Source organism: Marinomonas rhizomae (genome assembly GCF_024397855.1).
Classification (GTDB): Bacteria; Pseudomonadota; Gammaproteobacteria; order Pseudomonadales; family Marinomonadaceae; genus Marinomonas; species Marinomonas rhizomae_A.
Genome location: NZ_CP073343.1, coordinates 3,895,125 through 3,920,205 on the forward strand (window position 1 = coordinate 3,895,125; position 25,081 = coordinate 3,920,205).

Annotated in this window: 23 protein-coding genes; 7 read left to right on the plus strand and 16 right to left on the minus strand. The window is 45.2% G+C overall.

Going from position 1 to position 25,081, the window contains the following annotated elements; all coding sequences use genetic code 11:
- Window positions 1-3: 3 nt before the first annotated feature.
- The 5 genes from panB (at window position 4) to KDW99_RS18290 (ending at window position 5,458) form a co-directional block, all read left to right on the plus strand.
- On the plus strand, window positions 4-831 hold the full coding sequence (gene panB / locus KDW99_RS18270) for a 3-methyl-2-oxobutanoate hydroxymethyltransferase (RefSeq protein WP_114413660.1): 828 nt from the start codon (window positions 4-6) through the stop codon (window positions 829-831).
- Window positions 828-1,679, plus strand: coding sequence for a pantoate--beta-alanine ligase (panC, locus tag KDW99_RS18275; protein WP_114413659.1), 852 nt, complete (start codon window positions 828-830; stop codon window positions 1,677-1,679). Before panB ends, panC begins: the two co-directional genes overlap by 4 nt.
- A 27-nt stretch (window positions 1,680-1,706) precedes the next feature.
- Window positions 1,707-3,353 carry a glucose-6-phosphate isomerase gene (pgi, locus tag KDW99_RS18280; protein ID WP_255826710.1) on the plus strand — a complete coding sequence of 549 codons (1,647 nt, stop codon included), beginning with the start codon at window positions 1,707-1,709 and terminating at the stop codon, window positions 3,351-3,353.
- A 436-nt stretch (window positions 3,354-3,789) separates the two neighbouring features.
- Window positions 3,790-4,833, plus strand: a complete 1,044-nt coding sequence (locus KDW99_RS18285) for a DUF262 domain-containing protein (RefSeq protein ID WP_255826712.1) — start codon at window positions 3,790-3,792, stop codon at window positions 4,831-4,833.
- Window positions 4,826-5,458, plus strand: coding sequence for an MAE_28990/MAE_18760 family HEPN-like nuclease (locus KDW99_RS18290; RefSeq protein ID WP_255826714.1), 633 nt, complete (start codon window positions 4,826-4,828; stop codon window positions 5,456-5,458). Before KDW99_RS18285 ends, KDW99_RS18290 begins: the two co-directional genes overlap by 8 nt.
- 5 nt (window positions 5,459-5,463) lie before the next feature.
- Here the strand turns inward: KDW99_RS18290 and KDW99_RS18295 are convergent, their stop codons facing one another.
- From KDW99_RS18295 to KDW99_RS18330, 8 genes are all read right to left on the minus strand, one after another.
- Complete coding sequence (locus tag KDW99_RS18295) at window positions 5,464-6,603, minus strand: Fic family protein (RefSeq protein WP_255826716.1); 1,140 nt, start codon at window positions 6,601-6,603, stop codon at window positions 5,464-5,466.
- Between the two features lie 93 nt (window positions 6,604-6,696).
- The gene (locus tag KDW99_RS18300; protein ID WP_255826718.1) at window positions 6,697-7,710 is read right to left on the minus strand and encodes a lipoate--protein ligase; all 1,014 of its coding nucleotides are present in this window, start codon (window positions 7,708-7,710) and stop codon (window positions 6,697-6,699) included.
- Window positions 7,711-7,831: 121 nt separating this feature from the next.
- Complete coding sequence (gene greA, locus KDW99_RS18305) at window positions 7,832-8,308, minus strand: transcription elongation factor GreA (RefSeq protein WP_255826720.1); 477 nt, start codon at window positions 8,306-8,308, stop codon at window positions 7,832-7,834.
- A complete protein-coding gene (gene carB / locus KDW99_RS18310) occupies window positions 8,308-11,523 on the minus strand; it encodes a carbamoyl-phosphate synthase large subunit (protein WP_255826722.1) in 3,216 nt (1,071 codons plus the stop codon). The genes greA and carB overlap by 1 nt, the downstream gene beginning before the upstream one ends.
- Before the next feature lie 23 nt (window positions 11,524-11,546).
- The gene (gene carA, locus KDW99_RS18315) at window positions 11,547-12,677 is read right to left on the minus strand and encodes a glutamine-hydrolyzing carbamoyl-phosphate synthase small subunit (RefSeq protein ID WP_255826724.1); all 1,131 of its coding nucleotides are present in this window, start codon (window positions 12,675-12,677) and stop codon (window positions 11,547-11,549) included.
- A gap of 262 nt (window positions 12,678-12,939) precedes the next feature.
- Window positions 12,940-13,491: a DJ-1 family glyoxalase III gene (locus tag KDW99_RS18320; protein WP_255826726.1), complete on the minus strand. Its 552-nt coding sequence runs from the start codon at window positions 13,489-13,491 to the stop codon at window positions 12,940-12,942.
- Window positions 13,492-13,513: 22 nt separating this feature from the next.
- Window positions 13,514-14,032, minus strand: a complete 519-nt coding sequence (locus KDW99_RS18325; RefSeq protein ID WP_255826728.1) for a GNAT family N-acetyltransferase — start codon at window positions 14,030-14,032, stop codon at window positions 13,514-13,516.
- Window positions 14,033-14,063: 31 nt separating this feature from the next.
- The gene (locus KDW99_RS18330; protein WP_255826730.1) at window positions 14,064-14,876 is read right to left on the minus strand and encodes a hypothetical protein; all 813 of its coding nucleotides are present in this window, start codon (window positions 14,874-14,876) and stop codon (window positions 14,064-14,066) included.
- 201 nt (window positions 14,877-15,077) lie between these two features.
- On the opposite strand from KDW99_RS18330, the gene KDW99_RS18335 reads away from it, so the two are divergent.
- On the plus strand, window positions 15,078-15,866 hold the full coding sequence (locus KDW99_RS18335) for a transporter substrate-binding domain-containing protein (RefSeq protein ID WP_255826732.1): 789 nt from the start codon (window positions 15,078-15,080) through the stop codon (window positions 15,864-15,866).
- 105 nt (window positions 15,867-15,971) lie between these two features.
- On the plus strand, window positions 15,972-16,778 hold the full coding sequence (locus KDW99_RS18340) for an amino acid ABC transporter permease (protein ID WP_255826734.1): 807 nt from the start codon (window positions 15,972-15,974) through the stop codon (window positions 16,776-16,778).
- Between the two features lie 54 nt (window positions 16,779-16,832).
- Here KDW99_RS18340 and KDW99_RS18345 read toward each other — a convergent pair whose 3' ends face one another.
- The 8 genes from KDW99_RS18345 to cofG all read right to left on the minus strand — a co-directional run bounded on the left by KDW99_RS18345 (window position 16,833) and on the right by cofG (window position 24,826).
- A complete protein-coding gene (locus KDW99_RS18345) occupies window positions 16,833-17,834 on the minus strand; it encodes a hypothetical protein (RefSeq protein WP_255826735.1) in 1,002 nt (333 codons plus the stop codon).
- A 336-nt stretch (window positions 17,835-18,170) separates the two neighbouring features.
- Entirely contained in the window at window positions 18,171-19,175 is a 1,005-nt protein-coding gene (locus KDW99_RS18350; protein WP_114411567.1) for a TIGR03842 family LLM class F420-dependent oxidoreductase, read from the minus strand.
- A 185-nt stretch (window positions 19,176-19,360) separates the two neighbouring features.
- Entirely contained in the window at window positions 19,361-20,056 is a 696-nt protein-coding gene (npdG, locus tag KDW99_RS18355) for an NADPH-dependent F420 reductase (RefSeq protein WP_255826739.1), read from the minus strand.
- Window positions 20,053-20,826, minus strand: coding sequence for a coenzyme F420-0:L-glutamate ligase (gene cofE, locus KDW99_RS18360; RefSeq protein WP_255826741.1), 774 nt, complete (start codon window positions 20,824-20,826; stop codon window positions 20,053-20,055). Before cofE ends, npdG begins: the two co-directional genes overlap by 4 nt.
- A complete protein-coding gene (gene cofC / locus KDW99_RS18365; protein ID WP_255826743.1) occupies window positions 20,819-21,535 on the minus strand; it encodes a 2-phospho-L-lactate guanylyltransferase in 717 nt (238 codons plus the stop codon). The genes cofE and cofC overlap by 8 nt, the downstream gene beginning before the upstream one ends.
- Window positions 21,535-22,494, minus strand: coding sequence for a 2-phospho-L-lactate transferase (gene cofD / locus KDW99_RS18370; RefSeq protein WP_255826745.1), 960 nt, complete (start codon window positions 22,492-22,494; stop codon window positions 21,535-21,537). Before cofD ends, cofC begins: the two co-directional genes overlap by 1 nt.
- The gene (gene cofH / locus KDW99_RS18375) at window positions 22,494-23,699 is read right to left on the minus strand and encodes a 5-amino-6-(D-ribitylamino)uracil--L-tyrosine 4-hydroxyphenyl transferase CofH (protein ID WP_255826747.1); all 1,206 of its coding nucleotides are present in this window, start codon (window positions 23,697-23,699) and stop codon (window positions 22,494-22,496) included. Before cofH ends, cofD begins: the two co-directional genes overlap by 1 nt.
- On the minus strand, window positions 23,696-24,826 hold the full coding sequence (cofG, locus tag KDW99_RS18380; protein WP_255826749.1) for a 7,8-didemethyl-8-hydroxy-5-deazariboflavin synthase CofG: 1,131 nt from the start codon (window positions 24,824-24,826) through the stop codon (window positions 23,696-23,698). The genes cofH and cofG overlap by 4 nt, the downstream gene beginning before the upstream one ends.
- Window positions 24,827-25,081: the final 255 nt, after the last annotated feature.

Genomic DNA, 25,081 nt, shown 5'->3' on the forward strand with positions numbered 1-25,081 from the left:
ACTATGTACTCAGATAACTCACAAAGAAAACTCACCAAACCTGTTACCTTATCCACTCTCAAAAAAATGAAAGCGGAAAAAGAAAAAATTACCTGTTTAACAAGTTATGACGCCTCTTTCACCAATGTCATGAACGTCGCAGGCGTTGAAACGATTTTGGTCGGTGATTCTTTGGGCATGGTCATACAAGGCCAAGACAGCACATTACCCGTAACAATCGAAGACATGTGCTATCACACCGCAGCGGTAAAACGAGGCAACACCAACGCTTTTATCCTCACAGACATGTCTTTCATGAGTTACAGCAAACCAGAACAAGCGCTCGATAACGCAGCAAAGTTAATGCAAGCCGGCGCAAACATGGTCAAATTAGAAGGCGGAAGCTGGTTAGCAGACACCGTAAAACTACTCAGCCAGCGTGGCATTCCTGTTTGTGCGCATTTAGGCCTAACCCCTCAGTCCGTACATAAATTTGGTGGCTACAAAGTACAAGGCAAAAGCCAAGATGCGGCCGATTTACTACTGCAGGAGTCGCTGGATCTTGTCGCTGCTGGCGCCGACATTCTTCTATACGAGTGCATCCCAACCGAACTCGGCAAAACACTGACAGAAGCCGTTCCAGTGCCCACCATTGGCATAGGTGCTGGTCATCACACAGATGGCCAAGTATTGGTAATGCACGACATGCTCGGCATCAACCTAGGTCACACACCAAAATTCGTCAAAAACTTCTTAACCGATGGCCGCAATGTGACAGAAGCCTTTGAAGCCTACGTCAAAGAAGTAAAAGACATGACATTCCCTGGGGCTGAGCACGGATTCAAATCATGAAAACATTCCACACCGTCGCTGAGCTTCGAACAGCACTGAAAATAGAACGCTTGAAAGACAAAAATATTGTGTTTGTCCCAACCATGGGCAACCTACATGATGGCCATATGTCACTAATTCGAAAAGCAAAAGAAGAAGGCGACGTCATTGTGTCATCTATCTTCATCAACCCAATGCAATTTTCGGATCAAAGCGACTTAGAGCGTTACCCAAAAACCTTGGAAGAAGACAAACGAGTCCTTGAGGCCAATGGCTGTCATTACCTGTTTGCACCAGATGCACTGGAAATGTACCCAGACGGCAAACGCAGCCAAACGCAAATTGAAGTCGTCGGCATTTCTGACATTCTTTGTGGAGCGTCTCGCCCAGGCCATTTTGTTGGTGTTTCCACTGTCGTGACAAAATTATTTAATATTGTTCAGCCAGACTGTGCCATATTTGGTAACAAAGACTTTCAACAACTTAAAGTTATTGAAGACATGGTGCGAGATCTAAGCTCTAACGTACGCATCATCGGAGTAGACACAGCACGTAACGAAGATGGCCTAGCCATGAGTTCGCGTAATGGTTACCTAACAGAAGAAGAAAGACGTATCGCACCAACAATTTATCAAACTTTGTTATGGGCGAAAGATGCGCTAATTAAAAACAGTGCGAGTCACGAGGACATCTGCGAACAAGCTCAAAAGAAGCTTGAAGCGGCTGGTTTCCGTCGTGATTATTTCGAAATCCGCGCACAAGAAAGCTTACAAACACCATCAGAAGAAGAGAAGCGCCTCGTTATATTAACGGCGGCATATCTAGGCAAAGCACGCTTAATTGATAACTTACGTGTAGAACTTGCTTAATTCACTTTGAGATCTAGGGAGATTGTAATGGGCTCACCCACCGAATTAACTACTTGGCAGAAACTAGCAGAGCACAAGCAAGAAATGGCTGCTGTCAGCATGAAGTCTTTGTTTGAAGCGGACCCAAGCCGTGCTGAAAAATACACCACTCAAGCAGCTGGCTGGACATTAGATTACGCAAAAAACCGCGCCAATGAAAAAACGATTTCTCTACTAACAGACCTAGCAAAAGAAGCGGGACTTGAAAGCGCCATCAAAGGCATGTTCAGCGGTGCACATATTAACAACACCGAAGACCGCTCTGTATTGCACATCGCCCTACGCGCTAGCCAAGCACAAGAATCATTAATGGTCGATGGCGTTAACGTCTTGGCAGAAGTACGCGCAACTCTCAAGCAGATGGAACAGTTTGTCGCGCAATTACACAGCGGCGAATGGAAAGGCTACAGCGACAAAACCATTACAGACGTCGTATCGATCGGCATCGGCGGCTCTTACCTTGGGCCAAAAGTCGTTGCTGAAGCACTAACGCCATACAAAAAAGACAATATTAAAGTTCACTTCGTTGCCAACATTGATGGTTCAGACATCACCGGCAAACTGAAGCAATTGAACCCAGAAACTACCGTATTTGTTATTTCGTCTAAAACCTTCGGCACCTTAGAAACTTTGTCTAACGCTAACGCTGCGCGTGACTGGTTCCTAAGCAACGGCGGCACACAAGAGAACGTCAGCAAACATTTCGCAGCCGTTAGCTCCAACGTGAAAAAAGCCGTTGATTTTGGCATGGCGAAAGAGAACATCTTCCCAATGTGGGATTGGGTTGGCGGGCGCTACTCACTTTGGTCTGCCATTGGCTTACCTGTTGCCATCGCCGTTGGCATGGACAACTTCTACGCCTTGCTCGATGGCGCTCACCAAATGGACGAGCACTTCCGTACCGCTCCATTTGAAGAAAACCTACCGGTAATCATGGGCGCCCTTGGCGTGTGGTATATCAACTTCCACAACGCACAAACTCACGCTTTGATTCCTTACGACCATTACCTACGTGCCATGCCTGCTCACATCCAGCAGCTTGATATGGAAAGTAATGGTAAAGCAAATCTATTGAATGGCGACGGCGTAGAAACCGACACAGGCCCAATCATTTGGGGCGGTGCTGGCACCAACGGCCAACACGCTTATCACCAGTTATTACATCAAGGCACACGCCTAGTGCCTGTGGATTTTATCGCACCATTGGCGTCTCACAACCCCATTGGCGAACACCATACACAATTGTTTGCTAACTGCTTAAGCCAGTCGCAAGCCTTGATGGTCGGTAAAACCCTTGAGCAAGCAGAGCAGGAACTTCGCGATGCCGGCGCAACCGCCGAGCAAGTCGCAAAGATTGCGCCGCACAAAGTGATCAAGGGCAACCGCCCAAGTAACACCTTATTGACCGATAAAATGACACCCGCCACCGTGGGTGCCTTGATCGCCCTCTACGAGCACCGTACATTTGTACAAGGCACCATCTGGGGCATCAACTCATTCGACCAATGGGGCGTAGAGCTTGGCAAAGTATTGGGTACAGACATCTACAACCGCCTTGTTAGCGACAGCGACAACAGCGCACTGGATGCTTCGACCCAAACACTGATCAACGCGTTCAAAAAAGCTCAGGCTTAACTGCCAAACTTTTTAGCAACGCAATAAAAAACACCAGCCTCGGCTGGTGTTTTTGTTTTCTCTGTTCCCTCCCCTTCTCTTCAAGGGGAGGGTTAGGGAGGGGTTATTGAACTGTAGGTCGCGGCTTCAGCCCGACAACTTCCCTACATCACATGACACAAAATCGTAGGGCATCATAAGCGACAGCGTAATGTGCCGAAGAAAGCGAAGCTTTCATATCCACAATCAGTACGACACAGACTTTTGTACATGACACCAAGCCCTTCTCTTCTCTTGTTCGACTTATAGACAACGTATTTATTTAAAATAGTTGCATTCACTATTTTGTATGTTCTGAATAAACATACTTGCTATTTAATACGTAAGGCAGATTAGAGGTAATATTTGATGTCTGTGTTAACATAAAATATTCGATCCAATGGCTAAGGGTATACAGATGTTAGATGAAATTATCTCAAGTAAGAGAAATTCACTCAAGACAGATCGTCTTGATATGTCATTTGGCGAACTCATGAATATGTATGAAGAGGATGACCTTTTCATTACTCCTGAATATCAAAGAGTATTTAGATGGTCCTTATTCCAACAGACTCGATTTATTGAATCAGTATTATTAGGTATCCCTATTCCACCAATTTTTGTTGCTGAAGACGGGGAGGGAAAATGGGAAGTCGTCGATGGCTTACAACGCATTTCAACAATTTTTGCTTTTTTTGGCCTCTTGAACTCTGTTGCAGACAAAAACAACTCGACTTTAACAGAAGGTGAAATGGTTAAAGAACTTGATGGTATAACTATCAATTCTTTGTCTCTTAAGCTAAAGACAACTATTAAAAGGTCAGTTTGTCGTGTTGAAATTGTACGCTGGGATAGTCAAGAAGATATACGCTATGAACTATTTAATCGCTTAAATACTGGTTCAAGCCCACTATCAGAACAAGAAATAAGAAACTGTATCTTTCGCTCTTATCCTGTTGACCTTAATCAAGTATTACGAGATGTGGCTCAAGTTCCAGAATATGAAAAACTTATCAGCCCATCCCCAAAGAAAAAAGAAGAGATGTTCCTTGAAGAATTAGCACTTCGTTATTTTGCATTTAAACATTTAGAAGGCAACTTCAAAAAAACGGTTGCACAGTTTCTAACAGAATTTATGCGTGACGTCTCAAATAACTCAATAGCCTTCGATATAGAAGGTGAAAAAAATGAGTTTATAAAGTTTGTTAATTTCTTACTAGAGAAATTTGGGAAAGAAATATTTAGGCCTAAAGGAAATTTTGCAAACCATATTTTTGACTCTTTAGCATATGCAGTACCTAAAACGTACACATCAATCGAAGGAAATGAAGCAGAAATCGAAAGAGCTATCAGAGCATTACTAGATGACGAAAAATATAATTCTATTGGCACTAGTACCTTTTCAAATATGAGAATTAGAGATCGTATGGATAGGGCAATGGAGATTTTTGTTAGTGCATAATGTAATCGACGAGATCTCTGAAAATAATAACTGGCGAGATGGAGAGTTTGCAAAATACAAAACAAACTCTTTAAATGTTGAAGAGCAACTCTGGTGCAGAATGTGCGTCCCGATGATTTATGCTCATTGGGAAGGCTTTGTTGTTGATGCGTTGAAAATTATGCTGAAGCATCTTAATGAATTAAATCTTAATTCAAGTCACTTATCACCTAATCTGGTTGTAGTTAGCCTAAGTGATACCTATAAAAAGTTAAGTGGTAAACAATCATTCCAACAAAGAGTCGATTTTACAAATAGCTTTAATCAACGACTATCCCAACCAGTTAAATTTGACATTAAAATTGACACCAAATCCAATCTGAAAAGTAATGTTTTTAATGATTTATGCATTGCTTTTAATTTTGATAGTACTAAGTTTAAAAGCCAATTAATCGACATTGATCGATTAGTGCATATTCGAAATAGTATCGCCCATGGTGAGAACGCCATACAACCGGATATGACCAATATTATCAAATACATTTCCGCAGTTAGGGAAGCTATGGATCTGCTTTTATACGAAATAGATGACTATTTAGGGAGCCAAAGATATTTGTCCGAACCTACGAATAACTGCAGCAACTAAACCCTTTACCCCAAATCCAACCCATACCTAGTATTCCTGCCGCCACCTTCTAAGCGGCATAAACAACCTTTTTCAACTAAGTCACCGAGGTCTCGGGTGGCGGTGGCTTTGGAGCTGCTGGTGATGCCCATGTATTTTTTGGCGCTGAGTCCACCTTCGAATCCGTCAGATCCTGCATTAAAGAGTTTCTTAAGCACCTTCTTTTGGCGTTCATTTAATTCAGTGTGTTGATGTTTTTCCCAGAATTTGGCTTTCTTCAATACAAAGTCGACTTTCTGAGCAGCTTCTTGCTGCGCTAATAGAACTGAGTCGACAAACCATTTTACCCAGTCGGTAATATCCAAATTGAGTTGGCTGGCTTTGTTTAGTCTATCGTAATAAGCGTTTTTGTCTTTCTCGATTATCGTCGACAAGCTGAGTAATGGCGGGCGGTTGAGGTCTTGAGCCAAGGCCATTTCGGCAATCGCTCGTCCCACTCGGCCATTACCATCGTCAAATGGGTGGATAGTTTCAAACCACAAGTGCGCAATAGCCGAGCGAACAGGCCCAGAAAGAACAATGTCTTTCTCTGCTTTTAATGGGTTGGAGCGGTTAAACCAATCTAGAAATCGGTTTATTTCTGTATCGACTTGATGTGCTGGCGGCGCTTCGTAATGGACTTTTTCATAGCCAATTGGGCCTGAGACAATTTGCATAGGCTCTTCGGAATCTCGCCATTGGCCGACGTTGAGGTTACGAGCTAATAGGCTATTTTCTTGTTGTGGAAGGACTAATTGATGCCAGTGAAACAAAGTGGCTTTTGTAAGCTCGCCAGCGAAGCTATTACGCACGTCGACCATCAAGGCGGCCATACCCTCTGCCCGTGGATCGGCGACTCGCGTTGGTGGATTACTCAAGCCTAAAAAGTTCTTAATAGAGGAACGCACGTCTTCTCGATCCAAACGCTCGCCTTCTATCTGGCTGGTGTTGATGGCTTCGCTAACCATGAGGTCGATATAGGCATCGTACTGCAAAGTATTTTCAAGCTGACTCATTCCGCCGGACAAACGACCAGCCTCTAGCGCATACTGATACAAAGCGTCTCGGCATTGAGTTTCGTCAAAAGTAAAGTTTGGCCAATCAGGATGTTGCCAGCTATATTTCATAGTATGAGCCGATTAAGTGAGTTATTCGGCTCAGAATATCATTACTTTATGAGCCGAATAAAGCTATTATTTGGCTCAGCTCAGTCTAAATAGCTAAGAAACCGCCTTAACCAACCACGCTTTCATTTCTTCCAAATCCGCTCTATGGTCTAGATAGCTTTCAATAACCAAGTCGACACAAGTGGCAATGGCGTCTGGTCGGTAGGTAACGCCAACGAGTTTATCCGCAAGCAGCTCAATTGGATCTGGGAACAAGCTGTCGGTGAAGGTTTGCGCGGCGGTAATTTTCGCGTTACTCAGGTCAAGGTGAACCTCTACGCCGCCCCATTTGAAGCGTTCGTCTAGCGTGTGGGTAAATTGGGGCGATTTGCCAAAGTTCCAATCCCAGCTTTGTTGTTGTTCGAATTTCTCAAGGAAGCCAGGCAGATCTGGTAAGGCTTCAGGAGAAATTTCTTCTATGGTTGGCGTTTCATCAAAGTATTCACAAAACGCTTCGACAATAGCGTCACACACCAGTTGATGGTTAATCTGTGGATAAAGCGAATCAAGGTTGGTCACACGAGATCGAACAGAAGTAATACCTTTTGATTGGAGCTTTTTCACATCTGGATTTAGGTAATTGGCTAAACGGCTTAAGTCTGCATGCAGTAATAAGGTGCCATGGTGAAAACCTCGGTCTTTGGTTTCTTTATAAGCAGAGCCGGAGAATTTACGCATTTCTTCGCCTTCCCCCACCACTAAGTCATTTCGACCATTAGCGTAGCCTTCAATACCAAGCCTCTTCAAGCCTTGCAGAACGATCTCAGTCGACACTTCTTTGTTGTATTCAGGTTTACCCGCCATGAAGGTGAAGTTGGTATTACCCAAATCATGGAAGACAGCTCCACCGCCACTTTGGCGACGAGCAAGATGAATACTATCTTGCTCCATCTTATTAATATTGCATTCTTTCCAAGGATTTTGAGAGCGACCAATCACTACCGTGTCGGCATTACGCCATAGAAACAACACGCGCTGGTCTGCTGACATGGAGCGGAAAATACAATCTTCCACCGCGAGGTTAAAGTGAGGATTATTAGAATGGGAGATCAAAATTCGGCTTGCCATGGCAATTTCTCTTGTCACAAAAGGAGTAAGCTTAAAAATCAGCTATCTTTATAACGTTTTCTCAGATATAAAAAAACCACGGTGCTTTCACACCGTGGTTTTTAAGAGAAGATCTAACACATCAGATGTATTCGACTTTCTCAACTTCGTAGGTTGCTTCACCACTAGGGATTTTAACGACAACTTCGTCGCCTTCTTCTTTCCCTATGATTGCTTTCGCGATAGGTGAAGCGTAAGAGATTTTTTTCTCTTTCACATCGGATTCGTCGTCACCAACAATTTTGTAAGTAACCGTCTCTTCGGTATCAACATTGAAAAGTGTCACTGTTGTGCCAAAAATAACTTTGCCTGATGCTGGCAGCGTTTTCACGTCAATCACTTGTGAATCTGCAAGTTTGCCTTCGATCTCTTTAATACGACCTTCAGCGAATCCCTGCTCTTCACGAGCGGCGTGATATTCTGCGTTTTCTTTTAAGTCGCCATGCTCACGCGCGGTTGCGATATCCGCAATCACGCGAGGACGGACGACAGTTTTCAAGTGATTAAGCTCTTCTCTAAGACGAGCTTCACCCTCTACTGTCATTGGTACTTTTTTCATTATTTCCCCAAGTGCAAATCTTGCAGTCTTCTAACTTTCGTTTCACCTGTTAGGCTAATCGCCATACTCGTTGCTTCAGCTCCAGCCAATGTCGTAGTGTAACAAACCTTACGCTGTAAAGCTGTACGACGAATAACAGAAGAATCTGCAATCGCTTGCGTACCTGACGTGGTGTTGATGATGTAATCAATTTCGCCATTTTTCATCATATCAACGATATGCGGACGACCTTCATTCACCTTGTTCACTTTACGAACTTCAACGCCACGTTCCGTTAGATATTTCGCTGTGCCTTCGGTGCCGACAAGATCGAAACCTAGTTCAGCCAAACGACGAGCGACGTCTACCGCGCCTTCTTTGTCCATATCGCGAACACTGATGAAAGCACGACCAGATGTTGGTAATTCCGTACCACCACCAAGAACCGCTTTACCGAATGCTTCAGCGAAGGTATCACCCACACCCATCACTTCGCCCGTAGACTTCATTTCAGGCCCAAGAATCGGATCGACGCCCTGGAACTTGTTGAATGGGAAAACGGCTTCTTTCACGCTGTAGTAAGAAGGAATGATTTCTTTGGTGAAACCAAGCTCTTCCAGTGTTTTACCCGCCATAACCAAGGCAGCCACTTGCGCCAAAGAACGACCTATACACTTAGACACGAAAGGCACAGTACGTGATGCACGAGGGTTCACCTCGATCACGTAAATTTCACCATCCTGAACGGCAAGCTGAGTGTTCATCAAACCAACAACGCCAAGTTCTAGCGCCATGTTGGTGATCATCTCACGAATATCGTCTTGCACTTCTTTTGACAAAGAGTATGGAGGCAAAGAACACGCAGAGTCACCAGAGTGAACACCCGCTTGCTCGATATGCTGCATGATGCCGCCGATAACCACTTGATTACCATCGCTAATACAGTCGATATCAATCTCAATCGCGGCATTCAAGAAGTGATCTAGCAACACAGGGCTATCGTTAGACACTTTCACAGCACTGGTCATGTAACGCATCAATTCTTTTTCGTTGTACACGATTTCCATCGCGCGGCCGCCCAATACATAAGAAGGACGAACCACAAGTGGGTAACCGATTACGGCGGCTTTCGCTGCAGCTTGCTCAATACTACGCACTGTCGCGTTATGAGGCTGCTTGTAGCCCAAACGCTGGATCATGCTTTGGAAACGCTCACGATCTTCTGCACGGTCAATAGACTCTGGCGTTGTACCAATGATTGGCACGCCTTCGTTTTGCAAAGCACGAGCAATTTTAAGTGGTGTTTGACCACCGAACTGCACAATAACGCCTTTTGGTTTTTCTTTACGTACGATTTCCAACACGTCTTCAAGCGTTACTGGCTCGAAATACAAACGATCAGATGTATCGTAGTCAGTCGATACGGTTTCAGGGTTACAGTTCACCATGATGGTTTCGTAACCGTCTTCACGTAGACCTAGTGCTGCGTGTACACAGCAGTAATCAAATTCAATACCTTGACCGATACGGTTTGGACCACCACCAAGGATGATGATTTTATCGCGATCCGTTGGGGCTGCTTCACATTCATCTTCGTACGTTGAGTACATGTAAGCTGTATCAGTCGCAAACTCAGCAGAACAAGTATCTACACGTTTGTAAACTGGGTGAACATCCATCAAATAACGACGCTCACGCATAGACTTCTCAGTCACACTTAACAAGCTAGCAAGACGCGCGTCAGAGAAACCTTTACGCTTCAAACGACGAATTACGTCGTAAGTCATGTCGATCAGACCTTTGTCTGCCAACGCCAATTCTTCTTTGATCAAATCTTCGATTTGTACCAAGAACCAATGATCAACGCCTGTTGCAGCGTATACTTCGTCAACCGTCATGCCAGAACGGAAAGCATCACCAATGTACCAAATACGATCAGAACCTGGAGATTGAAGCTCGTAAGCCAATTTCTCTTTGCTGTTTTCTTCAGAGAAATCTAGCTGAGGGTTAAAGCCATCGGAGCCAGTTTCTAGACCGCGAAGCGCCTTTTGCAAAGACTCTTGGAAAGTACGGCCAATCGCCATGACTTCACCAACAGATTTCATTTGCGTCGTTAGACGATCATTAGCAGTTGGGAATTTCTCGAAAGTGAAACGAGGAATCTTAGTCACAACGTAGTCGATTGCTGGCTCGAAGCTCGCTGGCGTTTGGCCGCCAGTGATGTCGTTTTGCAACTCATCAAGGGTGTAACCAATCGCCAATTTCGCAGCGATTTTCGCAATTGGGAAACCCGTTGCTTTCGATGCCAAGGCAGACGAACGAGATACACGAGGGTTCATCTCAATAACCACAAGACGACCTGTTTGTGGATCCATACCAAACTGTACGTTAGAACCACCGGTTTCTACGCCGATCTCACGCAATACTGCCAAAGAGGCGTTACGCATGATTTGATATTCTTTGTCAGTCAAGGTTTGTGCTGGCGCAACGGTAATAGAGTCACCTGTGTGAACACCCATTGCGTCGAAGTTTTCAATTGCACAAACGATGATGCAGTTGTCTTTTTTGTCGCGGACAACTTCCATCTCATACTCTTTCCAACCGATCAAAGATTCATCGATTAGCAATTCATTGGTTGGAGACAGATCCAAACCACGAGTACAGATTTCGTCGAACTCTTCCATGTTGTATGCGATACCGCCACCGGTGCCGCCCATGGTGAAAGAAGGACGAATAATACAAGGGAAGCCAACTTCAGCTTGAACTTTAAGCGCTTCTTCCATGTTGTGGGCAATACCCGCACGCGGACATTCAAGGCCAATGGCACGCATCGCTAGATCAAAACGGCTACGATCTTCCGCTTTATCAATGGCGTCAGCTGTCGCACCGATCATTTCAACATTGTATTTTTCTAGCACACCGTGACGTTCAAGATCCAACGCACAGTTCAATGCCGTTTGACCACCCATCGTCGGTAAAACCGCGTCTGGACGTTCTTTCTCGATAATTTTTTCAACAGTTTTCCATTCAACTGGCTCGATGTAAGTCGCATCCGCCATTGATGGATCTGTCATAATGGTCGCTGGGTTTGAATTCACCAGAATAACGCGGAACCCTTCTTCACGAAGTGCTTTACACGCTTGCGCACCAGAATAGTCAAACTCACAAGCCTGACCGATAACAATCGGGCCAGCACCTAAAATTAAGACGCTTTTTATGTCAGTACGTTTTGGCATAATATTTCGCTCCGCTCCTACTTTTAGGCTTTAGTGGCTTTGATGTTTTCAATGAACTGATCGAACAGCGGCGCAACATCGTGTGGCCCCGGGCTCGCTTCAGGGTGACCTTGGAAGCTGAATGCACTCTTATCTGTACGTGCGATGCCTTGCAAAGAGCCATCGAACAAAGATTTGTGAGTCATCACAAGGTTAGCTGGCAAAGTGTCTTCGTCTACCGCAAAACCGTGGTTTTGGCTGGTGATCATCACTGTGCCTTTTTCAATTGCTTGTACCGGATGGTTTGCACCATGGTGACCAAACTTCATTTTCTTGGTTTTCGCACCAGAAGCCAAAGCCAAAAGTTGATGACCAAGACAAATACCAAAGACAGGAATCTCGGTTTCTAGGATCTCTTTAATGGCTTGAATCGCGTAATCACATGGCTCTGGGTCACCAGGTCCATTGGAAAGAAATACGCCATCTGGATTTAGCGCCAAAACATCACTTGCTGGCGTTTTTGCAGGAACAACAGTCAAACGGCAACCACGCTCAACCAACATACGTAGAATGTTACGTTTCACACCGTAGTCGTAAGCCACTACGTGGAAGTCAAAAGATTCAGGCGTCGTATGACCATTTACAAGATCCCAAGTAGACTCCGTCCACTCGTACGCTTTTTCAACAGTAACTTCTTTCGCTAAATCCATGCCTTTCAAGCCAGGGAACGCTTTGGCAGCAGCAACGGCAGCGGCTTCATCTAGGTTTTCACCTGCCATGATACAACCCGCTTGCGCGCCTTTTTCACGAAGGATACGAGTCAATTTACGCGTATCAATATCGGCAATACCAACCACGCCTTTGCGTTTCAAGTAAGAATCTAGAGACTCTTCAGAGCGCCAGCTACTAGCAACCAAAGGAAGATCACGAATGATCAAACCTTCACACCACACTTTATCGGATTCTTCATCTTCAGAGTTAACGCCAGTATTCCCGATGTGGGGATAGGTCAAGGTGACCATTTGTCGAGCATAGGAAGGATCGGTAAGAATTTCTTGATAACCAGTCATCGAGGTGTTGAAAACCACCTCGGCAGTTGAGGAGCCATCTGCTCCGATCGACACCCCTTTAAAAATCGTGCCGTCTTCCAGAGCCAGAATCGCTGATGTTGCCAAAGGAACCTCCCATTTAGAGACTATCAGGTTGCAAAAAAGCGAGATAAACCGGCGGCTCATCTCGCTTTTAAGAAATTGCGTTTTTGCCGTTCATCCATTGATGGATAACCAATGGATCTCGCGTTCAAAAAATCTGCCTAATTCTACTCTGATACGGATTTTGCGTCCACCGAATTGCCAAGAAAACAGGCAAAAACACGGCTTTTCAACGTATTTTTTCTTGACTTCTTAGTCAAGAATAAGCATAAAGTCAATTAATCGCTTAGCACAACAATCCATCAGCGACATTTTTGGCTGCATCGTATCCCTTTAAGTTACCCAACACTGTCAATGAAAACACCATCGCAGCGGCAGGCCCGCTACCAGTCAAAATATTGTCATCCATCACAACAGGTTCATCGGCAAGATACTCTGCCCCCGTCAACCCATCCTCAAACCCTGGGTAACAGGTCGCTTGTTTGTCCACCACAAAGCCATGGGTACCGAATACCACAGCGGGTGATGCACAAATAGCCGCTAATAAAGCATCTTCAATATCATGTTTTTCCAGCATGTCGATCAGTAACTCGCAATCACGCAAATGCTCTGCTCCAGGCATACCGCCCGCCAACACGACAGCATCAAAAATCTGATCCGCCACATCCGTCAATAAAACATCGGCTTCTAGTTTAATACCGTGAGCCATAACAATTTGCTTCGATTCATGAATACTCGCGACAGTAACATCGACACCACCGCGTCGTAACACATCGATAATCGTAATGGCTTCAATATCTTCATTGCCGTTAGCAATAGGAACTAATACCTTGCTCATACTTTCACCTCTTTCAAATACATTAATTCATTAAGGTCTCTACGACAGCTTCGTTTAAAGACCTTTCTATTTTCAGTGTAAACAAACAGGCCGCTTCTTGACCTTGCTCGGTCTGTCCTGTTTTTTCTATTTGATAATAATTTTTGCGGCGACCGACCAGTTCGAACCCCAAAGACTCATACAAGGAAATAGCCCCTAGATTCGACTCGCGCACCTCCAATAACAGCTCGCTGACATCTAACTGCACGACCGCTTCTGACCAAACCATCATCAACTGTCTGGCTAGCCCCTGTCTACGGACAGAGGAATCAATCACAATTAATTCTAATTCGGATTGATCAAGCACCACAGAAGCCGTTAACCAACCAACAATGGATTTTTGCGTTGCATCACCTAACTCAACCACCCAATTTTTGCGCGTTTTTAAGGCGTCAGTGATCAAACTTTCCCCCCAAGGATGAGGGTTAGACAAGGCATCGAGTTGAACAATAGAAAACAAATCTGACTCGGTCGCCAGACGGAAAGAAACGGAAGGAATCATAAAATTTCACGCCTCATTAAAGGCAAAGAGATTAACGGAAAAAGCTTGCCTGCATAACTTGCCACGCCTCTTTGCGCAGTTCAGGAATACGATGTAATTCAGACAAGCTAACAATGTGTGCAGTAGGATATTGCTTTAATAGACTTTCAGGCGGTAAATCTTCCACCAACTGAGTAATTTGCGCACCTGCGAGTACTAACCATGGTGTTTCAGGGAAGCCTTTTACCAAACGCCCCACATAGCTCTCTAACGCGCCAAACAGCCAATCAGTACGATTCAAAAAGTACGGGTTACGCAACTGCCCAGGCCAAGTAAAGGCACTGCCCTGCCATTCATCAATCGGCTGCTTTAACAAAGCTTGTCCCATTTTTAACGCCAAGCGCTCAATGTCTTCCGCCTGAGAAAACACCTGAGGCACATCACTTAAAATCAAGAGTTTATTAGACAAAGCATAAGCGTGAATATTCAATCGCGTAATTTGGGTATTTAGCGTTGGATCTGGCTCAACCACGATATCGACAGCCAACTCTTCGATTGGCTGTAAATCTTCCACAATAATTTCCGGTCCTGAATTTAACTGCTCACGAAGATTATGAACCAAAGGCTCTTTTTCTTCTGGCGATAATTTAGGGACAGGAGCAGGCTCAGGATCCGCCGCTTTAAAACCCATTGACGACGGCACCGAAGCGATATCCGCCGCGACATCAATATCAATTGGCCAAGGCTGAGGCGGCATAAAAACCGTCCCAGTTACATTGTCCGCAGCAGCCAACCAAGACACCACGCCCATTTGCGCTAAGCAATGCGTTTGAAAAGCCTGTTGAGGTGGTAATTCGCGGGACATAATAACCTTAATCGCAGTCGTAAAAGTGCACATTCATTGAATTGAATGTTGGTAAGCAAATATACCCGCTTACGTCGTGAGATGCCACTTGATGGCCTGAAGCTTGCTAGAGATATTTGCACGATGGCTGTGTATAATCGCAACCAATTTTGAACCTATTAAACTATTTCCCTAATATAACGCCCTATAAAAGGTAAAAGCATGACACACTTATTATCTCGTTTGATGATGATCGCGGCCGTTTCGATTAGCAGCCTCAGCTTCGCCGACAGCTTGCCAGACCTTAAAGGTCGCACTATTTTAGCTGTCACCGAAAATGCCTACACGCCACTGAACTTTGTCGACCCAGCAACAGGTGAAGGTATTGGTTGGGAATACGATGCCATGAACGAAATTGGCAAACGCCTAAACGCCAACATTGAATGGCACCTAAGCAGCTGGGACACCATGATTCAAGCCGTCAAACAAGGCCAATACGACGTCGGCATGGACGGCATTACCATTAATGAAGAACGTGCCGCGCAAATCGACTTCACCATTCCTTACATGACCTCTCAGCAATTCATGTTAGTGCGCGCCGATGAAGATCGTTTTAACGATGCAGAATCCTTTGCCGCCAACACAGATCTACAATTTGGCGCACAAGCGGGCACGACTAATTTCTATGTCGCGGTATACGACGTGCTTGATGGTGATGAAAACAACCCTCGCATCACCTTGTTGGACACTTTTGGCGCGTCAGTCCAAGCACTTAAATCTGGCGATGTGGACAGCGTATTAATGGATGCAGCCTCAGCTCGCGGTTACATCGGAGCGAATCCTGGCGCATTTAAAATTGTTGGTGGCCCGTTGGGGTCTGAAGATTTTGGATTCATTTTGGCACCAGGTTCTGATCTTGTTAAACCGATCAATGCGGCAATCAAAAGCATGAAACAAGACGGCACCTTAGAAGCGCTGAATAAAAAATGGTTCTTCGACTATAACCAGTAAAAAATTCCGGTAAATAGAAACAACCACACAGTAACGGAACGTCTACTCAAGGCCTTCCGTTATTAATTGAAGATGACCAAGGAATGGTCCTAATATGAATTGATTATGCCCTTTAAGAAATCCCTAGAACGCACGCCGTGGTGGCTCGTCACCATCATCATTATCGCTCTGGTTTTGTTATGGAACATGATTTCCGACCAAAGCTACCAACGCATCGCAGGCGCACTAAGCGAAGGGTTACTGACCACAATCGGCGTAACATTCACCGCTTTTATACTGGCAAGCTTACTTGGGTTACTCATTGCACTGGCAGGATTTTCTCGTCATCGCATACTTCGTGAATTCGCCCGCTTTTATGTAGAAATCTTCCGCGGCGTGCCGGTTCTCGTACTGCTGTTCTACATCGCCTTTGTTGGCGCACCGGAAATGGTAAAACTCTATAACTGGGTATTACAAGTTCCGATTGAAGCTGGCTGGATAGAAAAAGCCCGCACACGGGACTTCACCCTACTGTGGCGCGCCATTATTGCCTTAGCCATCAGCTACAGCGCTTTCATTGCCGAAGTATTCCGCGCAGGTATTCAAGAAGTCGGCAAAGGTCAAATTGAAGCCGCCAAAGCACTCGGCTTATCAAACTGGCACCGCTTCCGCCTTATCACCCTACCCCAAGCCATGCGTAAAATCTTACCGCCCCTTGGCAACGACCTTGTCGCCATGATCAAAGACTCTGCCCTAGTTTCAGTACTCGGCGTACAAGACATCACCCAACTCGGCAAAGTATTCAGCTCCTCCACCTTCCAATTCTTCGAAACCTACAACGTCGTCGCCTTCATGTACCTCATACTCACACTCAGCTTATCGCTCATGATCCGAGCCTTTGAAGCACATTTAAGACGCAATGATCATCATTGACTAGAGACACAACTGAGTAACTATCTCTATTCTAATTAAAGGAATGCACAATGATTAAACGAGAGCTAATTCTTCTACATTGATTCGTTCAACACGACTAAATCCCTTAGTTTTCTTGAACTCCATATTATGTTTAAAATTAGACATAGAATCTGATGGATCAATAGATTCTAAATTGAGGCGCTTTATTGTATTACGTGATACTAATACCGATAAAATGGGAGCTTCTTCTAAGTGACCTGTCTGTGTATTAAGTAATTCATCAACAGCAGTCACGACGACTAAATCGTCAGGAAGAGTTGCAAAAAGTTCATTAGCTACACGTAATACACAACTGCAAACATAGTCTTGATATATTTCATTAAACCTCCCCTTTGGCATAGATTTAATAGATAACTTACCACTTGCAAGTAAACTTTTTGATTTACTTGGCACTATTTCAGTACCGTGCACATTTATCGTTGCTTCTAGAACACCATTACCATAGAAAGAAATTTCTAAACTTGATCCAAGATTTGAAATCTCTGAAAACGGATCGAGACTTTTAATGACATCCTTTTTAGTCTCCACTTTACCAAGTAAAAGATCCTTAGCTATCTCTACTCTTTCTTTCCACTCTTCAAAGAGTTCCTGCCACTTAGCATATTCATGCTCATACTGATCTTTATCAATTTCAATAGCTTCAGTCACTTTTTGTTGAAATAGTTCTTTTTTCCTTACCTCTCGCTTAAATAATCGGTCTACAAAGCTAGGTTTATAATCTTCTAATACTTTAAGTGCTTCTAATTCTTTTTCATTATCAATTTGAGGTTTATGAGGCTGTTTTGATAAAGCAATCTCATGCCAATCTATTGAAGTGCTACACTCTTTATGGACTGACTGAATGATGTCTATTTGATTTTCATAGAGCTCAACCTCATATGCTGCTTGCTCAAGCGCCTGCATTTTATCGTATTGTTTGTGCTGCCTTTCAAGCTCTCTCTGCCTCTTTTTGGCATCGCGCTCTGCTGCACGAACCGCAGCACCAATTGAACGAACTGTTCCTTTCCATCCCATCCTTAATATCCTTTTTAAACGTCTATCATTTTATAAAAGTTCACTTCCAAATTTATACTAAGACGCTTTTCCACTTTCCACCACAAAAAAACCAACGCTAAGTTGGCTTTTGAATGCTGTACATGAAAACAAAAATAAATCCGCCGCCAATAGCCCGCAGTCATGAGCGAATAACATTTCGACGAAGGAGGCGGTAGTTTCGAGGAGAAATGTTATTCGGTCGATGACCGCAAAGACATATCCGCTGACTCAAACATCATGAGCGAATAACATTCCGACGAGGTAGGCGGTAGTTTCGAGAAAGAATGTTATTCGCTCTATGATTACAACAGTAGCTTAGCCATTAAACACGGGGATGATTTCTCTGCCGTATTTGGCGATGATTTCTTCTTCGTCGCCGCTGTCTAGGTAGATGTTAAACTGCGTGGTTCCCGCTGCTTCTAGGTCTTTAATCTTAGCGATGTGATCTTCTGGTGTACCCAATACACAGAAGCTTTTCACTATGTCTTCGGTAATGAAATCCAAGAATGGATTGTCGCTTTGGCCATGTTTTGAATAATCGTAACCACGGCGTTTTTCGATATAATCCGTCAAGCTTTTTGGCACTAAACCGGAGTCGCTGCCGTATTTTTCAACGATGTCTGCTACGTGGTTACCCACCATGGCAGGAAACCATTTAGTGTGTTCGATACAATAATCCATGTCGCCGAAGTAAGCAGGCGCGGCGGCTTGGACTTTAAAGTTAGACATATCACGTCCAGCAGCTTCACCAGCCGTAATAGATTGATCTTTAAACCATTTTACTAAATCTGGATCACCAATCTGCAATATCAAACCATCGCCTACTTCGCCTGCTGTCGCCAAGGCTTTCGGGCCATAAGCGCCAATCCAAACAGGCAATTCATAGCCTGTCGCCCAAGGCAATTTTACTGGTTCTGGGCATTCGCCATATTCCACTTCTTCACCGCGCACCATGGCTTTTACCTTGGTGGTAAATTCCGCGAGGCGCGCTAGCGTCGCTGGTTTTTTACCCATGACACGCATGGAAGAATCGCCACGACCAAGGCCGATGTCGAAACGACCATTACTTTGATGCGCCAAGCTCGCGTACAAGCTGGCAGACAAAGACCAATCACGAATATTTGGGTTAGTCACACAAGGGCCAAAACGCATAGTTTTGGTGTGCTCCATACACATTGCCATGGCCACAAATGACTCACGCCAAAGAATGTGAGAATCGTAAAACCAACAATAAGTGAAGCCAGCCGCTTCCGCCTGACGAACAAGATTTCGTGCGCGATCTGGGCTGACGAAGCCTTTAAACGTAATACCGAATTCCATAATGTGTTCCTCTTGTGATTATGTTTTTAATAGATTTTTTTATTAACAGTTAGATGGCGCTTTTAGGGCGTTACGAGCAAAACCAAGACAAGGCAAAAACAGACTAGAAAGCGGAGTTTATAAGTCATAAATGAGCATTTCGAGTCTGTTTTTAACAAAGTATTGGTGAGCGCAGTAGCCATAAACTAGTGTCCATCTGGTGGGCAGATACGCACCCCCGCATGACTAAACGGCACCTCTTTCGAAATATTCAGACGAATCAAAATCGGCGTTAGCGCTTCAACGCAACGGGCGCTTTCGGCCAAACCCGCGTTATAGGCTTTGGTGCCCATTTTTTCGATCAAAGCCATGACGCGTTTTTTGGCATCAAGGTCATTGCCGCACACCAAAATGTCGCAATTGATGCCACGCGATAAATCATTCAAGGTCACCGCTGACACGTTATGTAAGGCACCAACAACCGGGATGTCGTCGCCCAATAGCAATTGAGCCGATTCTGTCACCGAGCCAGCTGCTGGCATCACCACGGCTTTTGGGTTACCCGGAGCCAATGGCACAACGATGTCGACCAAGGTTTTACCAACGAGCAATGGCGCTAATGCGGTCAAAGTGGCATCGTGACCACTATAAGGAACTGATAAGATCACCAGATCTTCTGCAGCTTTGGCCGCGTCTTCCATCGACAAGCCAGTAATGTCCGCCTTGCAATCCTGCTCTGCCAAGGTGGCGATGAGCTGCTGCGCAGTTTCTGCTGCCTTGGCAGGATCGCGAGAACCTAATACCACGTTGACGCCAGCCAGCGCCAAACGCAGCGCAAGTCCTTTCCCTTGCGGGCCTGTTCCGCCAATAATGGCGACTTTATTGCTTACTTCGTTTTTCATCTAAAAAGATCCTCGTTATGAGCACGAATCAGGTCACGGCTCGAACTGTCGGTTTTTGACCAAGATAGGCCACGAAAAATAATCACTGGCGATTTCGCACTTTTCTCCATTAACAACCCAGACGCCGCTGCCAGTTCATCAGCAAAGGCGGGTGCGGTAACACTCAAAGGTCGTCCATAAGCATCTAACTCACCCAACATGTGCGTCACGCCTGGCACATTCGCTAAGCCAATCGCCACGTTGGTTTGCCCCAACCGCCAAGGACGACCAAAGGTGTCGCTGATCACCACACCTAAATCACAGCCAAAATGGGCTTCTAATTTGTGACACAGTAATCGCGCACTTTTGTCTGGGTCTTCGGGAAGTAAAATTAGTTGGCCGGGATGGTCAGCATTGGATTCATCCACCGCCGCATTGGCGCAGATGTAGCCATTTTTATGCTCGGCGATCAGCACGCCTTCTTCTTGATCTGGTCGCTTCATTGCTCGCACAATGCGCGTCGATTGCGAAAGAATAACTTCGACTTTGCGTGGGTCTTTATTAACCGTTTTCGCTAACTCGATTGCTTCTTCGCTGGGCGTGATGTCATCTAGATAAGCAAATGCACCTTCGCTTTTCGACACCACTTTTTGCGCGATCACCAGAATGTCGCCAGCTACCAGCGTTTGATTTTGCGTAGTTAAGGTATCAATAATTTTTTGTGCTAAATCATCACCTTCCCGAAAGTTCGGTAAGCCCATCAGACGAAACATGCTCATAGAGTCAGGCATAGTGACGCTCCTTAATGTGCGATTTATTTATGAATAGCGATCCACTGTCGCGCCATGCTTTGAAGCGTTCAGGTTGACGAATCACCGCTACTTGCAGGTCTTCGCTGTGATCAATATCCAACGCGAGATTCGCTAAATGCAAACTACGGCAGGCCAAACGATTATTCACAGCATTGGCCTTATGAGCAGACGCCGAATCACAACCATATTCAAAGTGAATCGCATCTGGAGGCGATGTTAATAACGCATTGGTGCCGCCGTCTTTGGCGACCGCAATAATGACGTTTGTGTCTCCTGCTGCAGACATTAGAGCGACAAACTCCGCAGGATCGAGTATGGCAATATCACTCGGCACAATCAGCATGCTGTCGTAGCCCGTCTGTTTGACCCAATCGCAGGCAAAATCTAACGCACTGTTTAGGCCCTTCTCTCCATCATCAAACAAGGTATTGGCTTCATAGGATTGAGCAAGAGAAAGCACTTCAAGGGACTCGCTCACCACCAGCACATCCAGCATGGGGAAATGTCGTTGAAAAAACGCCAAGGTGTTTTCAAACAAGGTCAAAGACAGCTTTTCACGGGCTGAGTCTGACAAGCTGCCAACCAACCTTTGTTTGGAACGCTTGGGCGATTTCATCGGAATCACTACGCAAAGCTTATCGATTAAGTGATAAATACTTGGCGAATACATAGCTGAATGATGTGTCATTAGGCCGCCCTCTGCTTTTTACAAGATAGAGCGAACTCAACCACTTTGGTAAGCAACGCTGTTTTGTCTTCAGGGGTTTTCATTAGGGTTGGCGTGACCAAGACATCTAGGCCTTGCCCTTGCAACCAAGTGGCCTCTTGCTGATCAACATCATCAATCACCATGGCCTGCAAGAATGTGTTGTAACAGTCATAAATACCTTTTGAATCAATGCTTTTACCCGCACTTTCGAGCATTTTATCCGCAGGGCCTTTTACCGTTTTTCCGCCAATTAATGGCGAAATAGCAATGATATAAGCACCGCTTTTTTCCATCGCTTGCTGAATATCCGGCACAGCGAGAATGGCACCAATACTGACGATAGGATTGCTCGGCGCGATGATAATCAGATCACTGTTAGCAATTTTCTCTAAGGCTTCAGGAGTCGGCTTGGCGTTTGCGATGCCTTGATATTCAATATCCAGCACGTCGGACTGACAATGCTCACGTACAAAAAACTCTTGGAAAGACAACCATCCTTGAGGTGTCTTCACTCGGGTTTGCACCACATCGTTAGTCGGCAACAAAATCGGCACGCTGACGCCATGACGTTTCGCCAAGCATTTGGTAATCTCACTGGCGCTGACGCCTTGGTGTTTTAAATTCGTTCGGTAAATATGCGTGGCGAGATCCAAATCCCCCAGGGTCATCCAAGTGTCTTGCCCTAAGGCTTTTAGCTCGGTGAGTACTTGGTGAGTTTCGTTTTTACGTCCCCAACCTTGCTGGCGGTCGATCTGATCGCCTAAGGAATAAATCAGCGTATCGATATCTGGCGAGACCCAAAGACCATGAAACTCATCGTCGTCAGCAATGTTGCCAATGATCTTGGTCGAGCTGGCGTATTGGCTTTTTGCCAAACCTTCGGCGGCTTTCGCACCCCCTACGCCACCCGCCAACAAGGTGATATTTAAGCTGGTCATTAAGCCACTCCTTGAATCGCAATGCGGTTCGTTAATGGCGCTTTGATGCTAGTGGCGGCTATTGGATAGTCTTTTACGATGTCATATTTGGTGCTGCGCTGTACTGCATGCAAACCTGCTGCATGAATATTAGCAACCATGTCTTCTGGGAAAACTTCTTGCCCATGTGTCGCCCCAGCCGCGCGAGAAATACTTTCATTCATCAAAGTGCCGCCCAAATCATTGGCACCTGAACGTAGCATTCTGGCAGCCACATCAGGGCCCATTTTCACCCATGAGGCTTGGATGTTATCGATATGACCTTGCAGCATCAGGCGAGCAATGGCGTGCATTTTAAAATGCTCGTCTTGGGTTGGGCCAGGGCGAACCTTGTCTGGGTTGTCCTTGTATAAACGGGTTTCGTAATGGATAAAACCTAAGGGAACAAACTCGGTAAATCCGCCGGTTTCTTTTTGAATATCGCGCAATAATTTGAGGTGATTTGCCCAATGAATTGGCTGATCCACATGACCGTACATAATGGTCGAGGTTGTTGGCACGCCAACATAATGGGCGGCTTTGATAATGCGCACCCACTCTTCTGTAGTGAGTTTATTTTTGGTCAATTGTTTACGTACTTCGGTATCTAGAATCTCTGCCGCTGTGCCCGGCATAGAACCCAAACCAAGGTTCTTTAACTCGGTCAAAAAGGCTTCTGGCTCAAGGCGACCTTTTTTGCAGCCATACCAAATTTCAAACGGAGAAAAGGCGTGAATATGAATCTCTGGCACACGCTTTTTCACGGCGATTATGAGGTTACGGTAATAATCAGCGCCTATGTCTGGATGCAATCCACCTTGAATACAGACTTCTGTCGCGCCTCGATTCCACGCTTCTTCGGCTCGATCTGCCACTTGTTCGATCGTTAGGAATTCCGCTTCTTTGTCGCCTTTTTCTTTGGCGAAATTGCAAAATCGGCAACCCATGTAACACACGTTAGTGAAATTGATATTGCGCGTAATCACAAAGGTTCCGACATTGCCGACGCGTTTTTCACGCACTCTGTCGGCGGTGTCTAATACGGCTTGGGCTTCTGCGCCTTGCGTAGCAAACAGCACACAAGCGTCTTCGACATTCAGTTCTTCACCCTGCAAAGATCTTTCTAAAATTGTTCGAACGGTGTCGCTCACTTGGGCATTGTTTGGCATTAACGGAAATAGGTTCATGCGATGACTCCTCCATTTACTTGAGCAGCACGGCTAACCAGCGACGCGACTCGTTGGGTTAAATTAGGGGTTAGGTATTTATTGTCCTGCTGCTGGAAACGGTCATAAATGGTCAAGCGTTCTGCCAGCGAATAACCCAGTCCTTCACAAGCTTGAGCGACACTGCTGATCTGCGGCCAGGCTCTTTCTGGATTAATAAAGTCTTTGGTCAAAGGCGAGATGCCGCCCCAATCGTTGATGCCAGCATTGATGTAACTACCGTATTCAACTTCCAAATTGGGCGGTGCTTGTATGCTGATGTCATCAGGTAAGATCAAACGGGCAATAGCGATGGTGCGTTTCATGTCGTCTAAATTCGGTTCTTGATAACCAGCCATGGCGGTGCCTGCTTTGGCACGAAAGTTCTGAATGATGACTTCTTGAATGTGCCCATAAGCAAGATGACGATCACGTATGGCAATAAGGCTGTTCACTCGATCTGTCCAGCTTTCACCGATGCCAATCAAAATCCCCGTAGTAAAGGCGATATCAAGGCGACCTGCTTGCTCTATGGTGTCGAGTCGACGTTTTGGGGTTTTATCTGGGCAAGCATGATGGGCTTGGCCTTTTTTGAGTAAATCGTTGGAGACGTTTTCCAACATCATGCCCATGCTAGCGGCAACCGGCTTTAGGCGTTTCAGCTCATCGAAAGACAAAGCACCTGCATTGACGTGAGGTAATAAACTGGTGTGCGTTAAGACACTTTCACATTGGTCATGCAGATAATCTAAGGTACTGACGTAACCAAGATTGGCCAACATCTCGCGAGCTTTCTGATGACGTTCTTCTGGTCGCTCGCCCAAACTGAACAAGGCTTCTTTGCAATCTAACGCAGCACCTTCGTGTGCGGTGTTTAGCACTTGCTCTGGCGTCATATAGTTAGCATGAGGTGAATCTGGTGATTGTACAAAGGTGCAATAACCGCAGGTGTCGCGACACATATTCGTCAGTGGGATAAATACTTTCTTTGAGTAAGTCAGCTGTTTACCCCACGCATTATCACGCGCTGTAGCGGCTTCTTGGCAGAGTGAGTATAAGTCTGGCCCAGTCGCAAACTCATAAGATATGGCTTCAGAATCAGAGATCATAGTCACTCCACGCTTTAATAATTAAATGAGATTAAATTAACTTTTTACCATTTGGTATAAAAATTAATAGCAATCATTTTGCGTAGAGTAAATTGTTTTTATTAGTGCAAAACACGCACCGATAAAGGGCTAGCGCCCTAAAGTTCAGTTAAGTGAAAAGTTAACCAAAAGGTTAAGATGATGAAATGTGGCGTTTTTTTGCACATTTTAACTGTACAAAAAGCAGACACCCTAGCGTGAATAAAGGAAGAAAAT

Excerpts from the sequence above, each read along its gene's own strand:
- KDW99_RS18330 (WP_255826730.1), bottom strand. The coding sequence starts at position 14,876 with ATGTCCCGCGAATTACCACCTCAACAGGCTTTTCAAACGCATTGCTTA.
- KDW99_RS18320 (WP_255826726.1), bottom strand. The coding sequence starts at position 13,491 with ATGAGCAAGGTATTAGTTCCTATTGCTAACGGCAATGAAGATATTGAA.
- KDW99_RS18300 (WP_255826718.1), bottom strand. The coding sequence starts at position 7,710 with ATGGCAAGCCGAATTTTGATCTCCCATTCTAATAATCCTCACTTTAAC.
- cofC (WP_255826743.1), bottom strand. The coding sequence starts at position 21,535 with ATGACACATCATTCAGCTATGTATTCGCCAAGTATTTATCACTTAATC.
- greA (WP_255826720.1), bottom strand. The coding sequence starts at position 8,308 with ATGAAAAAAGTACCAATGACAGTAGAGGGTGAAGCTCGTCTTAGAGAA.
- KDW99_RS18295 (WP_255826716.1), bottom strand. The coding sequence starts at position 6,603 with ATGAAATATAGCTGGCAACATCCTGATTGGCCAAACTTTACTTTTGAC.
- KDW99_RS18335 (WP_255826732.1), top strand. The coding sequence starts at position 15,078 with ATGACACACTTATTATCTCGTTTGATGATGATCGCGGCCGTTTCGATT.
- npdG (WP_255826739.1), bottom strand. The coding sequence starts at position 20,056 with ATGAAAAACGAAGTAAGCAATAAAGTCGCCATTATTGGCGGAACAGGC.
- cofE (WP_255826741.1), bottom strand. The coding sequence starts at position 20,826 with ATGCCTGACTCTATGAGCATGTTTCGTCTGATGGGCTTACCGAACTTT.
- cofG (WP_255826749.1), bottom strand. The coding sequence starts at position 24,826 with ATGATCTCTGATTCTGAAGCCATATCTTATGAGTTTGCGACTGGGCCA.
- cofH (WP_255826747.1), bottom strand. The coding sequence starts at position 23,699 with ATGAACCTATTTCCGTTAATGCCAAACAATGCCCAAGTGAGCGACACC.
- KDW99_RS18325 (WP_255826728.1), bottom strand. The coding sequence starts at position 14,032 with ATGATTCCTTCCGTTTCTTTCCGTCTGGCGACCGAGTCAGATTTGTTT.
- panC (WP_114413659.1), top strand. The coding sequence starts at position 828 with ATGAAAACATTCCACACCGTCGCTGAGCTTCGAACAGCACTGAAAATA.
- cofD (WP_255826745.1), bottom strand. The coding sequence starts at position 22,494 with ATGACCAGCTTAAATATCACCTTGTTGGCGGGTGGCGTAGGGGGTGCG.
- KDW99_RS18350 (WP_114411567.1), bottom strand. The coding sequence starts at position 19,175 with ATGGAATTCGGTATTACGTTTAAAGGCTTCGTCAGCCCAGATCGCGCA.
- panB (WP_114413660.1), top strand. The coding sequence starts at position 4 with ATGTACTCAGATAACTCACAAAGAAAACTCACCAAACCTGTTACCTTA.
- pgi (WP_255826710.1), top strand. The coding sequence starts at position 1,707 with ATGGGCTCACCCACCGAATTAACTACTTGGCAGAAACTAGCAGAGCAC.
- KDW99_RS18285 (WP_255826712.1), top strand. The coding sequence starts at position 3,790 with ATGTTAGATGAAATTATCTCAAGTAAGAGAAATTCACTCAAGACAGAT.
- carB (WP_255826722.1), bottom strand. The coding sequence starts at position 11,523 with ATGCCAAAACGTACTGACATAAAAAGCGTCTTAATTTTAGGTGCTGGC.
- KDW99_RS18345 (WP_255826735.1), bottom strand. The coding sequence starts at position 17,834 with ATGGGATGGAAAGGAACAGTTCGTTCAATTGGTGCTGCGGTTCGTGCA.
- KDW99_RS18340 (WP_255826734.1), top strand. The coding sequence starts at position 15,972 with ATGCCCTTTAAGAAATCCCTAGAACGCACGCCGTGGTGGCTCGTCACC.